Consider the following 14,941-nt stretch of genomic DNA (forward strand, 5'->3'; position numbering starts at 1 on the left):
CCTTCAGTTATGCATACTCCCTAAATCTTGTTCTGTAGATTTTAGATACCTTGCTCTAAAGAGGCTTACTCGCCATCGCTTTCACATTGTTAATAGTATTGTTAGAGAAAAAAATTATTTACTCAGCAATTTGTTCCTTAAGTTTAGTGGTTTGTGCCAAAATAAAGTCTTTAGTAATAATTTTGCTAAAGCTGCTACTGAAATATTTAATGAGTTTTTCACCCTTGATGATATTGCGGCTCGACCGCTTGATGAACTTGCCAGCTTTTTGGTTGATAAGAGTAAAGATCGTTTTGATGATCCAGAAGCTACAGCTAAATTGCTTCAAGAGGCTGTTCGCAAGTCTTATAGAATTAATGCTACTGATTTTAAAGCGGAGAACACATATCTCAAGCGTACTGGTAATGAGTATCTCAGATATTATTTTATTCAAGCAGCTTTAAGCTCAGGAAGCATTTACCTGAGTTCTTACAATACTATAATACTCGCAAATTTAAAGAAAGCAAAACTCACAAGCATAAACGTGCTCTTGTATTGACTGCACGTAAAACTGTAAGGTTAGTCTTCGCTCTGCTGCGCGAAGAAAAACTTTATAAATCCCCAATAATGAAAGGAGATGATTGTATAAGTTAACATATTATCCCATAACCATATTTTACATTAATTTTCATCAGCTTGTTGCGTGATGGTTAGCTTTGCTATGCCCTTTTTTCTCTTATTTTAATTTTATTAAATTTTTTCTTTGATTTTTTTATCACCCTCTTGACATATTACCGAAATACTTTATCAAATATAGGTTTCATAACTCACCTCCATTCCTAATTCCAGTTTTGAAAATCTCATAAAAAAACGTACTTTTATATTTATTTTCTCTTCATATTTTCTTCAAAAGTAAGTTTTAAAATAAAGATGAAAAAAGTTAACAATTTTTTGATAATATAGTTTTTAATACTTTGTGTGCGACCCTGCCATTCTTATGGCTCTGTCCTCTTCATCCTACAATGACTTTCCCCTGCTTAGAACTCAAATATATCTACCGTCTTTTGTCTTTTTTGTTTTGATTTTGTATTCGCATAAATAAAATGTGTTTTTTCCTCAAAATGATTACATAGATTATTGAGGACTGTTTTAACATCTCTGGGATAAATCTATACAGGTGGAAACAACATATTTGTTTCTTTCATCATCGCAAATAATACTGTTATACCACATAATATAAATTTGTTTGCCGCCTTTCAAAACAAGGTCGTTGCAGCAAACAGATTAATAATTTATCTGCTTCACACTTGATTTGGAAAACAGCTAAATACTTACTCATTTTAAGTCCCTTAATTTAAATATCTTCTTCTAAAATTTACAAACAATAGTTACTTATATTCTAATACAAAATTATAGGGCGGGCATTCAGAAAAATACCCACCCCAACTATTGACAAAGAGCCAAAAGAGATTACTTTATGCTTGGTAAAATCACTTATTTCTTCATTTTCGTTTACGTCATTTTTGCCTTTTATATACGCAGCAGGAATTTTAGCATTCTCATGAAAGTTCACTTTATACGCTTCCCCCACTTTTTTGCCCTCATAATAAAGTAGAAGCGGTGTATTATCCTTAAGCCACTCAGGGTCATATCTGACTTCTAAGTGCATATTTTTAAACTTTTCTTCTGTTTCATAAAGTATATTTTCCACTTTAAGTGTAGCATCCTTATTTACCTTACGATTTACTCTTATGAGAAAACATTCATTCAACATATCTATGTTACACATATTTATTCTTGATACTTGTGACATGAAAAAATCTAAAGGACTCATGCCAATACTGCTATGTTCTTTTCTGTTGTAATCATCCTCCAGCCATTTAAAAAACATCATGTTGAGTTCATCTATACTCTTTACGGAGGTAGGATCTATTGTGCTTAAGAATCTCATTCTCACCGTATGAAAGAATCTTTCTATTTTTCCTTTTGAATGAGGTGAAAAAGGCTCAGCGTGAATAAGAGACGTGCCTAGTGAAGCACAGATATATTCCAATTGAGTGCTTCTATATATCTTTCCGTTGTCAGTGTAAAGCATTTTGGGTATCCCCCTTCTTAGCACCGCCTCTTTAAATGAGTCTCTTAAAGCTAAAAAATTCTGGGTATAGTAAAAGCGAGCATAGGTACAAAGCCTTGAAGCATCATCTATATATGCAATAAGGTACGTTTGTCTTTTTGTTTTACCTTCTTTAATATATGGCCCATACATGACATCAGTTTGCCACAGTTCATTGATGTATTCATGGGAAAACCTCTTTGTTTTACCCTCTTTTTCTTTATCTAGAGATTTTACAGGAATGTTTTTCAAAAACCTATAGAATGTCGAAAGGGATACTTTATCCGGTGATATTATTCCTTCTCCTATCAATGTCTCATAAAGAAGTTTGTTGGGCATTTCAGAATGTTCAAGCTTCTTTTGCTTTATTTTCTCTGAAAGTTCAAAGTCTATCTTTCTGTATTTGCCTCTGTCACTTCGATAACCCGGCTTTAACGCTTCTATACCACCTCTTAAATACTGATACAGCCACCCTCTAAGTGTCTTGGGAGTATATCTTCTCATTCCAAGATAAGGTATCTCAATAGGTTTATCGGAAAGAGCATCAAAATATTCTTTCTGATTTTTTACCTGTCCGTTTAACACCGGACTTATCAGTGAAAATCTCTTTAATGCTATAGCTTCTCTCGCTTTTTCATCAAGCATTTATATGTTCCCCCTTCACTTTTTTGATTTCTTAATCGTAATTTTAGCTCATATCTGGGGGACATTAAAGGAAAAAGCTATGTTGCTAAGAAAAAATCAAAATTTTTATTTAAATCTTTCATGTTTAATGCTAAAATTATGTGAGAGGGGCCAGAAATGATTTTTGGCAATGGGCATAAAACTGTTGGGAAAAGAGTGGTACAATGTTTATTATGTCCAAAATCTCTCTGGCCCTCTCTCTTTGAGAACTAACCTCGAATAACTTTATGTAAGGGTCTATTTGCCTTAATCCATATATGATAAAACTTAAATTATTCATTATCCTTTTGGTGTAAAAATATATATGCTGTCTTGAAAATAGTATGGTAGGGAAGTTTCTTTTTAAGTCATTTATGAAAGAACTGAGAGTTTTTTCTCTTGTAAGTGTCTCTTTTAAAGACTTTACAATCATATTGAAAGAATACTGAAAATGAGGAATACAGAAATCAGGGAGGTAGGAAAGAGTCCTTTTGCACACAGGGCATATATACCTTCTTATGGCTATTTTTACACAGTTAGGTCCATCTAAATAGTAACGGTAGTAAAAACCGTGCTTTTTTAGTTTTACTCTGCACTTGCAGTCAGAATGAGGGCATCTGTCTGGTGGGTCAGGAAAATTGTAATCTTTACTTCTTTGCAAATATTCTTCAATGTTATCAACATGAAAAATTATTTGCATAAAACAACATCTCCAATTAAAAAATTAATGCTAAAAGAATGTGATGAATTTTTTTCACATTCCTTTAGCATTAATTTTATCACAAGATTATTTAATCTGAAAAATTTTATCGGTTTTGGGCTGAATTAATTTGAGAAATGACACTTATGAATTGTCTTCTACCTTTGGCTTTATGTTTATAGTTTTAGTTGCATTATGGTTAAGAACTCACAACGTGAGAAACTCAATCAAAATACGATTAGACAATGGTGCAGAGTTTTGTGGAGGTAGTCAAAAAAAGCTTGAGGAGTGGAATAGTATGTTATACTATCTTGGAGTAGAACTTAATCCCATTCCTCCTAGGGCAAAGCATCTAATGGGCATAATTGAAAATTCCCACAGAGCAGATGACGAATATTTTTTGATAATTCATGCAGAAAGATGTAAAACAAAAGAAGAATTTATGGTAAGAGCTCAAAAGTGGCAAGATACATGGAACTTTTTTAGACCTCACAATGGGAAGGGAATGAATGGGAGGACTCCTTTTGAAAAGTTTAAGGATTCCAAAGTGCTGGTTTCCTCCCATGTTTTCCTATTCCCCACCTTATTGCTTGAAGAAATTCTAAGAAAAGTAAATACCTTCTATACCCTCCTACGGAATAAATTAGGTAGTAAATATGTCTTCACCACGTACCGGATTTTTTGGTTAATTTTTGAAATACATTGCATACATAAACTCTTCTTGAAATGATGGCATACTTGATAATTCTATATACTTTATCATCTTTTTAATTTCTTCTGTCTTTTTTAGTTCATCCTCCGATAGTAAAGCCATCACTGCTCCTGTCCCTGCTGCATTTCCTATTTGTTCTACTCTGTCTTTTAGTTCTTTTGGTATTAACCCAATTGTAGCAGCACTTTCTACACTTATATAGTTACCAAATCCACCTGCAAAATACATTTTTTTGATGTCTTTCGCCTTTATCCCCATTTCTTTTATTAGTACCTTTATCCCCGCATATATTGCTCCTTTTGCTAGTTGTATTTGCCTTATATCTTTTTGTGTTAAATATATTCCATTTTCTTCATCAAGTTGAAAAGCTTTTTCGTCTTTGTATTCTTTTATTTTTTTATTTTTTCTATGATATCCAGTGGTATATCTTTATTCGCAATTTCTTCTCTTGAAAGTATTCTTCCTGTCATATCTACTATTCCTAGTTTTACAAGCTCAGCTATAGCGTCTACTACTCCTGAACCACAAATTCCTTTTGGCTCTGCATTCCCTATTGTTGTGTAGATGGGTCTTTTACTTAACTCTACATGATCAATTGCTCCCACAACTCCACCTATCCCAAATGTGATTCCTGCTCCTTCAAATGCTGGACCTGCAGCAGTTGAACAAGCAACAAGCTTTTCTCTATTTCCTAGAACTATTTCTCCATTTGTCCCTATATCAACAAGCAGGCTTATTTCTTCTTTTTCATACATGCGGCTTGCTAATACAGCAGCAATTGTGTCTGCTCCTACATAGGAAGCTACCATTGGCAGTGTTATTATATACCCTTCTGGATTTATATTTATATTAAGCTCTCTTGCTTTTATCTCCATTTTGGAGGTAAAAGCAGGTATAAAAGGTGCATTTGCAATGTTTTTTGCAGGTACATTTAAAACAAAATGGATCATTGTAGTGTTTCCTACTAATATGACTTCATATATTCTTTGCCTACTTATTTTATTTCTTTTGCAAAAGTTATTAATTATGTTGTTCATTTCTTCAATTATTTTCTCGTGCATTTTCTGAAGTCCATCTTCTTCTGTGATTGTGTAATCTATTCTTGATATGATATCTGCCCCAAAGGTTTTTTGAGGGTTCAATGTGGAAATTACATCAATTTTTTCTCCAGTTTGTATGTTGTAAAGATACGCAGCAATTGTTGTTGTACCTATGTCAATAGCTATGCCATATGTTTGGTTAAAACTTTCCAAGTTTTCTAACGAGATTATTTCATTATTTCGTATTACTGAGACAATTTGATAATTATGTTTTTCTAAAATATCTGGCAATTTATTGAGGATTTTAAAAGGAATTTTTGTTTCTTTACCTAAAATATCAGTAATTCTTTCATAGTCCCCTCTTTGGTCTTCTAATGAAGGTTTGGAAAGGTCTAGAAATTTTTTCATTACTCTTGGCTTAAGTGATTTAAGTGATATTCCTTTGTTATCTGTCAGTATTACTGCTTCCCCTTTTGTATCTGGTATGGTTATATTTAAATTTCTGTCCACATTTAAAAAGCAAGCAAGTCTTATATTTGATTTTATTTCTTCTTCTGTGAGAAACTTTTTTTCTACTTCGTTTATATCTGCATCCGAATCTACTATTATTTTGCATTTACCACATATATGATGTCCTCCACAATCGCTTGGAATGTTTATGCTATTCTTAATTAGCGCTCTAAAAAGGTTTTCTCCTTTTTCAGCAAGTATTGTTTTCCTTTGTCCCATGTATTCTACATTTAATACATGCTTCGTCTTTTTTGATGTGTGTCGATAAATGCAGTTTACAAGGTCGCAATCTTCACACTCGTGGTCAATTAGTGATGTTTTAATATTCTTACCTATTCCATATATCATAGAAGTTGATTTTGTAGGAGTCATCATGTAGTTTTCATTTAGAGATACCCCTATTGTTGAAGCATCAAGATTCTTAAAAATTATTCGCTGGTCTTTTATATCCCATCTGCTATCCCCTGGACATAATCTATGTGTAATGCCAAGACCTTGCTTTGACACATCTTTCATCAGGTCTTGCCAAAACTTTTTGCTTAAATAGTCTAATGCAGCTACTCCAATAGACTCATATATCATGCCTTTCATGTAATCACCATTGTTAAAATAATAGGAAATTTTATCGTCTATTTCTTTGCCTAATGTCATAATTGCCATTATTATGTAGTCAGCGTCTTTTATATTCTTTACAGTATATTCATCTTTAAAAATACTTCCATCAGGTAAAATAATTTGTTTTTTGCTTTCATCATACTGTATTTTAAATTCGTCATAGCAGATTTTAGCATCTATTATTTGAGAAGATTCTTTAATAGCAATGTCTATTTCCTTTGAAATATCCTCTGGAACTTTTTTGTCTTTGTATCCAAGGTATTTTATTACAGATTCTTTATCAATTTCTATAGGATAGGCTTTTACTTTCATTTTTATCTTCCTTTTCGCATATCATTTTTGTTATTGACATTAAGGCATTTAAACTTATATTCTCCCTCTCGCTACATCAAACATTAATTGTATGTTTTCAAGATCTGCATCTCCTGGTATGTCACAGCCTGATGAGAGTACAAAGTGTTTTTTGTCTTTCATATCCTCTATTAACCGCCTTATTTCTTTTTCTACTTGTTCTCTTTTGCCATAGGCTACTGTTGAAACTGGGTTTAGGTTTCCTATTATAAGTACCCCATCTGGTATTTGAAATTTTACATCTCTTAGGCTTACATCGGAATCAAGGCTTAATCCATCACATCCTGTTTTGACCATACTCGGTATTAGATGAGTGGTATTACCGCATATGTGTAGTATAGTAGGGTAATTCCAATATTTTTTTAACTGCTTTACATAGTTACCTGAAAATTCTTCAAACATCGCAGGAGATAATACTGTAGCTGTTGGTTCTAATATGCACAAGGCATCAGCTCCTGCTTCTATTAGGGCATCTCCATACCTTTTTATGACTTCTACTGCAAAGTTTAATTCTTCGTGTACAAATTCAACTTCCATCATAGAATTTATAACGGTGTTCTCTGCTCCTGTCATCAGTCCTACAAGTGTATATGGCCCTATCACATATGCTATTTTAGGTACATCAGGAAATTCTTTTGCCATCTTTTTTGTTACCTCTACGAATAAAGGCATTCTACCATCTTTTAAAGGGTTAGGGATTTTTAATTTTCTTAATTCCTCTATATTTGTTATTGGATGTTCTGAAACTGTATAGGATTCGTTTTCAGGCTTGTTTATTTTTAACCCTAAGGCTTCTGCTTCAACAGAAAGGTCCATCATATATAAAACCGCATCGGGATTAAACTTCTCTTTTAATGCTTTTATAGTTTTAAATTGTGTTTGTGCATCTTCTAAGTTTTGTTTTATTGTTGTGTTTGTCAACTGAATACCTGGAAAACCCATTAAAGGTACTACTGGTAGTTTGTTTTCTTTGAATAAGGCATTAAGAAGGTCTATTTTTAACCCCTCCTATTTCATTTTTGTTTTATTTGAACATATTTTACAAAAGATACCATGTTTGGTATTCTTCTGCGTAACTTTTGCTATGCTACAACATATGTTTTTGCTAGTTCTGCGGCTTCTGCCGCATCCTTCGCATAACCATCTGCTCCTATTTCTTTTGCAAAATTTGCTGTTACAGGTGCACCTCCTACCATCACTTTAACTTTATCTCTTAAACCCGCATTTTTAAGCGCTTCAATTACATTTTTCATTTGTATCATCGTTGTCGTGAGTAAAGCTGACATTGCAACAATATTAGGATTATACTCATTGACTGCTTCTATAAATTTCTCGGCAGATACATCTACTCCTAGGTCAATTACCTCAAAGCCTGCTCCCTGCATCATCATTTTTACTAGGTTCTTACCTATATCGTGTAGGTCACCTTGAACTGTACCTATCACCACTTTGCCAATAGGTTCTACACCAGATGCAGTAAGAAGTGGCTTTAACACGTCCATGCCTGCCTGCATAGCCCTCGCTGCAATCAATACCTCTGGTACATAAATCTCGTTGTTTTTAAATTTAACACCTACAATACTCATTCCCTCAATAAGTCCATTATTCAAAATATCATTGGGCCTTATGCCATCATCCAAAGCTTTTTGAACCAACTCTTTAACTTTTTTAGCATTTCCTACCTGTAATGCTTCTGAAATTTCCTTCAAAATTTCCATAAAGCAAATCCTCCTCACTAAATTTAGTTTTTTATATATTGCCCCAGCTCATTTTTCTAAATTGACCTGGGGATATTCCCTCATACTTTTTGAATACTCTAGTAAAATAACTCTGATCTTGAAATCCTACCATTAGTGCCACGTCGAGAATATTTAGATCCAATCGCATCAGGTATTTCTTACTTTCTTCTACCCTTAATTTATTGAGGTAATCTGTATAGCTCATTCCCACCTCCTCTTTAAACAACTTTGAAAAATAATTAGGACTTAAATACACATACCTAGCAACCTCTTCAAGGGTCAGGCCTTTTTTATAATTCTTTTTTATATAATCAATAGCTTTATAAATTATTGTATTTTTAGACTGGCCGATATTATATATACTCTCTGTAAACTTATCCAGGACTTTTACAAGCCAGTAGCACAGTTCATCAACATCAGATATGGCACCAACATCTTGAAAATATTTTAAATTAAGGTCAAAAATCATTTCAAGGTCGGCACCACCTTCTACTGCTGCTCTTGACAGAATCACAACTAACTCCAAAGCCCTGGCTTTCATGTATTCAAAATTGCCACCACTTTTAAAAAATATATGACCTAGCAGTTCATTTAACAAGGCCTTCGCCGCAATCTTTTCACCTGATTTTACTAGTCTTACCAGTTGCCTTTCTTTTTCAAAGGGATAATAGAAAAATGTGTTTTCATACTTTATCTCCTGTATCTCTTCGGCAATTCTGGCCTGCGACTCATAAAATTCTCTTTTGGCTTTTAACTGAAACATCTCTTCAGAACTTATGTGTTCTGACACCATAAGCAAAAGTTCTGATAGATAGCGAATGCGTTCTGGTATAAATACAGGTATGCTTTTAAGAAATTGCTTTAATAAATCAAGCTGCTGACTATTTAAACCATATTTTTTTGCCATATCATCCAACATGATGTCATCAGGTTGAATCATCAATACAGGTCCTGCCACTAAAATGGCAACCATCACCTTATTAATCACTACAGGCGCAGACCAATGTACAAGACCACCAAAGCAAGAAAATATATACGATTCTCCAAAGCTTTCGGCTCTATAACCTGACTCAATTTGGAGTTTTCTACAATAATTATCACCTACCAATTTCTTGAAATAACGGCAGAATTCATAGTTGTAACTAGTTTGGTACAACACATCTCCCACAGGATTTATCGCGTATACGTCTATGCCAGTGGAATTTTTGTACGCATCCATACTCTTCTGCAGCACTTCCTTAGATATCATAGGAAACAACCCCTAAAAATACATTGCATTCATAAATTCTATTTGAAATTCTGGTATAGCAAAAAGTTCTATATATTTTACTTTATTCTTTATTTCTAATGCTAATTTTAAATAATCATTTGAAAGCAGAGCCATCTTAGCTCCTACTCCTGCTGCATTTCCTATTTGTATAATCCTATCTTTTAAAATCTTGGGAATAAGTCCAATATTTATAGCACTTTCTATTCTTATGTAGTTACCAAAACCTCCTGCAAAATAAACTTTCTGTATGTCTTCTGCTTCTATACCTAACTCATTTATTAGTATGTTTATGCCAGCTGCTATAGCTCCCTTTGCTAACTGAAATTCCCTTATATCTTTCTGAGTTAATACAATTCCCGTTGAATCATCAAGTACAAATGCAACCTGTCCGTTATATTCCACTAACCTTTTTAAAAGTCTGGGTTCCAATAAGTCTTCCAGTTCTTCAGCTTTGTGCATTTTTCCTGCCTCATCAACTATACCTTTTTTAATAAGCTCAGAAACGGTATCTACGATACCCGAGCCGCAAATCCCTATAGGAGGTCTTTTGTCACCTATGGTTTTATAAATACTATCGCTGTTAAGATCTACATAACTTATAGCGCCAGCTACACCAACTGTCCCAAAAGTTATTTCAGCACCTTCAAAAGCAGGACCTGCAGCTGCAGAACAGGATACCATCTTATCTTTATTACCGAGTACTATTTCGCCGTTTGTACCAATATCTCCTAGTAAACTCATCTCTTTACTCTCATACATGCCACTAGCGATAATCGCTGCAATGGTATCTGCTCCTACGTATCCAGATACCATAGGCAGCATTACTATATAACCGTTAGGATTTATATTTATACCTATTTCACTCGCTTTAAATTCCAATTCTTTAGTATATGCAGGTATGTAAGGAGCATTGGCGATATTGACACAAGGTATCCCTGCAAATATATGCATCATGGTGGTATTACCTACTACTACAATTTCATATATGTCATTGCTGTTTATGCCATTCTTTTGGTAAAAATAAGCTAGGATATTGTTAACTTCATCTATTATTGAATTGTGAAGGTCCTCTAACCCTTTTGGGTTTGTAATAGTGTAGTTTATCCTTGTTATCACATCGGCTCCATAAGGCTTTTGAGGATTGAGGTTTGAATAAACATCAAGTTGTTTTCCTGTATTTAAATCTATGAGATATGCAACAATTGTCGTCGTGCCTATGTCCATCGCTATACCATAAAGACTTTTGTTGTTTGGAGATACTACGTCTAAAAGTTCTCCATTTCTTATTACAACATTTATGTTAAATTCGTTTTGTCTTAAAACATTAGGTAACTTTCGTATAACATTGGGAACTGATTTTATTCTTCCAATATTATATTCCAATCGCTTGAGGTCATCCCTTTGATCATCTAATTCTGGTCTTTTCATTATAACATTTATTTTTTTCACTCTAAGCTTTAACTCTATTTCTTTTTCATCACCTACTGATAATATTTTCGCATCTTTGTTTACTTCTGGTACTATAACTTCCATATCTTGATCAATAAAAATAGTGCACGCTAATCTATAGCCTTTTTGGGTATCTTGTAGAGATATAAATTTCTTTTCTGCTGGAGTTAATTGATTAAATTGTTTCACAGGGTGCATTATAACCCTGCATTCTCCACATGTTCCATGCCCACCACAAGAACTCTGTACGGGTATTTTGTTTTCCATAAGCAAGTCCCATAAGCGTTTACCTCTCTACTTCTACCGTTAGCTTGTTATTTCCATTAATTATATCTACTTTATACCTTTCTTTTAATCTTGGTGTAATTCTAAAAGAACAATCCTTTATTTCGCAGTCTGCACAGTCATGATCCACAACAGCTATAGGTATGTTTTTACCCATTCCATAAACCACAGATATAGATTTAATAGGCTTCATCATAAAGTTTTCCGATAATTCTACACCTATAGAACTACCATCAAGGATGCTAAATATCATTTTTTGAGCCTTTAAATCCCAATCCTTATTACCCGGGCTTAATCCCCGTGTTATACCAACGCCTTCATTTTTCGCTTTATTCACTAGGTCAAGCCAGAATTTTCTCATAAGGTTGATCAATGCCGCGGTACCTATGGCATCATAAATCATTCCTTTTAAGTAATGTCCTTGGCTAAAATATTTATCACACATTTCATCAATGCCTGGGCCTATAGTAGCTATAGCTATAACCATGGAATCAGCTTCTTTTATATTTTTTTATGAGATAGTCACTTTTAAATTGATACTTGCCGTCAATTAAAACAACTTTTTCTTGTTCATTTACTTCAAAAGGCAATCTTTCATAAACCACCATAGGTTTTATAAGCGACATGGAATGAGATATAGTTTCATCCACTTCATTTAATATATCCTGTGGTATATTGTTAAGTTCATTATATCCTAAGTTTTTGAAAACAATATTTTTATCTATAAACACCTCTCTATTTTTTTCAATTGGCATACGAAACTTCCCCTTTTTTATACTATAGTACCACGCAGGAATATACATATCTTTTAATTTGCTATGATTTTTTTAAATTTTATATGCTAATGTTATACCAAAAATGTTACACAAAACAACATCAAACCCTCTTACACAAGTCCAAACTCATGGTAAGTATCTTTAACTTGAGTTCGGCAAGTGGCAAACAGAATAAAAAGAGAGTTGTTTTTATTTCATTATTGCCTTTTTTATCCATAGCTTTAACTGTAGGCCTCTACCTTTTATACCTCATATTTTTCTAGAGTACTTATAGATAAGGTGATTATAAGGAGGCACTTTTAACTCACATACTGGCAATTTTTATTATCTATAAGTGCCATAAGAGGATTATATTGATATTGATATAGCTATGCTCATATTAGCTGGAAATGGTCTCAGAAAACACTGTACTCGATTTAAAATACAATCTGTTTAAGCCCATACAGGCAATGCTTTTTAAATTTTTGACGACATAAAGATACGTGAATTGATGTCGAGGATGACCAATGACCTCCACAACATCAAAGCTGTCATGGCTTAGCTCCAGATACAAAAGCAGCAAGAATGCTACTAAATCAAGTACGAAATGAGTATAAAACTAAAACTGCTAAGACCCTGGATGTATTAGAAACTGGTTTTGAGGATGCTATAACCGTATTAAAGCTTCCTGATCGTTATCGAAAAAGGCCTCAATACTACTAATAGCCTAGAACGGCTAAATGAAGAAATCACCAGCGTGAAAGAATAATCAGGATATTTCCCAACTAGCAATCGGCTGAAAATTACTAATGGAACAGTATGAAAAATGGGCTTCTACTAAAAAGTACTCGATATAGCCGAGTACTTTGAATAGCAGAAAGAAGACCTCTAAAAAATCAAAGGAAAAGGTAGTTTCAATAAGATAGCCATAACTGTTAATAACCGCCGGAAGCCCTTCTGGTCAAGAACCGACAAAAGCTAGTGGCAGCGTATCCTTGACCCCTAAGGGCTAGAGGCAGTATTCTCGACAAATGGTGGTAATTAGATCACTTGATTTTAACCAGAGTGAATTTTACACAAACAAATGGCTTTGATCTCTTTTACCATTATGGCGCTTAGAAATGTCAAATATAGTTTGTTATGGTAAGAGAAGCCTTTAAACAAGGATTCACATCTTTAATATTTCCCATATTCCATAGCTGTTTTATACATAGCAACAATTGCTTCCGGTTTTACGTCTGGCCCAATATGATTTGCTGGTGCAACAATATATCCACCACCATCTCCAAGCTCTTTTATGCGTGTTTTTACTTCCTTTTTTGTAGCTTCTACTCCCGAAGGCAATGCACTTTGTATATCAACTGCACCTAAAAATGTAACATATTTTCCGTATTCTTTCTTTATAGCAGTGTTATCCATTCCTGTATTTGGTTGAAGTGGATGTATTATATCTATTCCAGCATCGATGAATTCAGGTATAAATGGTGTTATAAAACCATCACTGTGTGCAAGTACATAAACATTAGGTGACATTCCTTTCACGAGTTCAACGATTTTTTTGTACCACGGTTTAAAATATTTATTAAAAAGGTCTACTGATATTAGGGGACCTGCCTGCGAACCATAATCATCGCCAGGAAGCTCATATATATCTATAAAATCTTTGACATTTTCTAAATATACCTTAGTGAGATTTAATATTGTATTTCCAACATGGTCCACAATACATTTCGCAATACTTTCATCTATCATCATATCTACTAAAAATTGCTCCGAACCTCTTAGATGTTCAGATTGCTCCATAAATCCATATGAGCATACAGATCGAGCAACTACTGCATACCCAGCTTCTTTATATTGTTTCGCTTTTTCAATAACATCAGGGCTTATCTTATAATCATCAGCATTTGGCCATGCATAATTCTCTATATCCTTTATTGTAGCATCCGCAAGTGTTGCGCTTGTATGTAAAAATTCGCCCGATTTCTCTATTGTTTGTCCCCAGCCATTGCGGAAAATCCCTCCATCCTTTTTCACAAGGTCAGGTGTTGGCATATAAATATACCTAAAATCAATATTTAATACGGATAAAACTCTTTCATCAAGATAATTACTTGTTTTAAATCCATCATTTCTAAATGGCTTCCAATCATCTGATAAACCAAGATATCTAATTAAATTTTTATATGCAATATCATTAATATTATATGCACTTCCACCAAGTGCAAGCGGCACTCTATCTGGTACCTCATGTTTTAATGTTCTTAATACCCTTTCTCTGCTATTCATAATACAACACCTCCAATGTCTTCAGATTTATATACCTTTATGCCATCAATACCCCAAGTTACTATTTGATTTGCAAGATTATTAAGGTTTTCTACTTTTCTCTGAACAAATGTCTCTAAAAGCATAGGTAAATTTATACCTGTTACCATTGCAACATTTTTACGATAGCACACTATTTCTGCCGCTATATTTGCAGGACTTCCCCCAGGTATATCTGTTAAAATCAGAACGCCGTCTCCCTCGTCAAGCTCTTTTGCATACTTATAAGCCTTTTTGCGAAAATCATCAATATTATCACCCGATTTTAGACCAACACTTGCAGTTAGCTCTTGCTTGCCAAGCACCATATTTACCACATCAATCATTGCGTCAGCCAATACTCCATGTGTTAGTAATAAAATTCCTACCACAGTTGTAGCCTCCTATCTCAATATTTTGTGATTAACTCAATTAAGCTCGTATAAAATAATG

General features: G+C 33.8%; 12 protein-coding genes and 2 pseudogenes. 2 read left to right on the top strand and 12 right to left on the bottom strand.

Going from position 1 to position 14,941, the window contains the following annotated elements:
- Positions 1 to 16: 16 nt before the first annotated feature.
- Positions 17 to 633: pseudogene (locus THEWI_RS14000) on the top strand (transposase); the annotation flags it as partial.
- Between the two features lie 745 nt (positions 634 to 1,378).
- On the opposite strand, the gene THEWI_RS10470 reads toward THEWI_RS14000, so the two are convergent.
- Both THEWI_RS10470 and THEWI_RS10475 read right to left on the bottom strand, forming a co-directional pair.
- The gene (locus THEWI_RS10470) at positions 1,379 to 2,737 is read right to left on the bottom strand and encodes a DDE-type integrase/transposase/recombinase (RefSeq protein ID WP_014063393.1); all 1,359 of its coding nucleotides are present in this window, start codon (positions 2,735 to 2,737) and stop codon (positions 1,379 to 1,381) included.
- Positions 2,738 to 2,873: 136 nt separating this feature from the next.
- Entirely contained in the window at positions 2,874 to 3,455 is a 582-nt protein-coding gene (locus THEWI_RS10475) for a DUF6431 domain-containing protein (RefSeq protein WP_014063394.1), read from the bottom strand.
- A 142-nt stretch (positions 3,456 to 3,597) separates the two neighbouring features.
- On the opposite strand from THEWI_RS10475, the pseudogene THEWI_RS10480 reads away from it, so the two are divergent.
- Positions 3,598 to 4,185: pseudogene (locus tag THEWI_RS10480) on the top strand (IS481 family transposase); the annotation flags it as partial.
- Here THEWI_RS10480 and THEWI_RS15055 read toward each other — a convergent pair.
- From THEWI_RS15055 to THEWI_RS10515, 10 genes are all read right to left on the bottom strand, one after another.
- The gene (locus tag THEWI_RS15055) at positions 4,141 to 4,560 is read right to left on the bottom strand and encodes an ASKHA domain-containing protein (RefSeq protein WP_244262366.1); all 420 of its coding nucleotides are present in this window, start codon (positions 4,558 to 4,560) and stop codon (positions 4,141 to 4,143) included. The pseudogene THEWI_RS10480 and the gene THEWI_RS15055 overlap by 45 nt on opposite strands.
- Positions 4,557 to 6,644 (bottom strand): ASKHA domain-containing protein, encoded by a 2,088-nt coding sequence (locus THEWI_RS10485; protein ID WP_244262224.1) that lies wholly within the window; start codon positions 6,642 to 6,644, stop codon positions 4,557 to 4,559. The genes THEWI_RS15055 and THEWI_RS10485 overlap by 4 nt, the downstream gene beginning before the upstream one ends.
- Positions 6,645 to 6,698: 54 nt before the next feature.
- Positions 6,699 to 7,625: a uroporphyrinogen decarboxylase family protein gene (locus THEWI_RS10490; RefSeq protein ID WP_052877863.1), complete on the bottom strand. Its 927-nt coding sequence runs from the start codon at positions 7,623 to 7,625 to the stop codon at positions 6,699 to 6,701.
- A gap of 140 nt (positions 7,626 to 7,765) precedes the next feature.
- Positions 7,766 to 8,401 carry a corrinoid protein gene (locus THEWI_RS10495; protein WP_014063397.1) on the bottom strand — a complete coding sequence of 212 codons (636 nt, stop codon included), beginning with the start codon at positions 8,399 to 8,401 and terminating at the stop codon, positions 7,766 to 7,768.
- 31 nt (positions 8,402 to 8,432) lie between these two features.
- The gene (locus THEWI_RS10500; RefSeq protein WP_014063398.1) at positions 8,433 to 9,671 is read right to left on the bottom strand and encodes a PocR ligand-binding domain-containing protein; all 1,239 of its coding nucleotides are present in this window, start codon (positions 9,669 to 9,671) and stop codon (positions 8,433 to 8,435) included.
- A gap of 12 nt (positions 9,672 to 9,683) precedes the next feature.
- Entirely contained in the window at positions 9,684 to 11,408 is a 1,725-nt protein-coding gene (locus THEWI_RS10505) for an ASKHA domain-containing protein (RefSeq protein WP_052877864.1), read from the bottom strand.
- Positions 11,409 to 11,427: 19 nt separating this feature from the next.
- Positions 11,428 to 11,913, bottom strand: a complete 486-nt coding sequence (locus tag THEWI_RS13670; protein WP_052877865.1) for a vitamin B12 dependent-methionine synthase activation domain-containing protein — start codon at positions 11,911 to 11,913, stop codon at positions 11,428 to 11,430.
- A gap of 4 nt (positions 11,914 to 11,917) precedes the next feature.
- The gene (locus tag THEWI_RS13675) at positions 11,918 to 12,181 is read right to left on the bottom strand and encodes a hypothetical protein (RefSeq protein ID WP_052877866.1); all 264 of its coding nucleotides are present in this window, start codon (positions 12,179 to 12,181) and stop codon (positions 11,918 to 11,920) included.
- A 1,176-nt stretch (positions 12,182 to 13,357) separates the two neighbouring features.
- Entirely contained in the window at positions 13,358 to 14,470 is a 1,113-nt protein-coding gene (locus THEWI_RS10510) for a uroporphyrinogen decarboxylase family protein (protein WP_014063400.1), read from the bottom strand.
- Positions 14,467 to 14,880 (bottom strand): PTS sugar transporter subunit IIA, encoded by a 414-nt coding sequence (locus THEWI_RS10515; protein ID WP_014063401.1) that lies wholly within the window; start codon positions 14,878 to 14,880, stop codon positions 14,467 to 14,469. The genes THEWI_RS10510 and THEWI_RS10515 overlap by 4 nt, the downstream gene beginning before the upstream one ends.
- Positions 14,881 to 14,941 lie beyond the last annotated feature (61 nt).

The sequence above is a fragment of the Thermoanaerobacter wiegelii Rt8.B1 genome (assembly GCF_000147695.2).
GTDB lineage: Bacteria > Bacillota > Thermoanaerobacteria > Thermoanaerobacterales > Thermoanaerobacteraceae > Thermoanaerobacter > Thermoanaerobacter ethanolicus.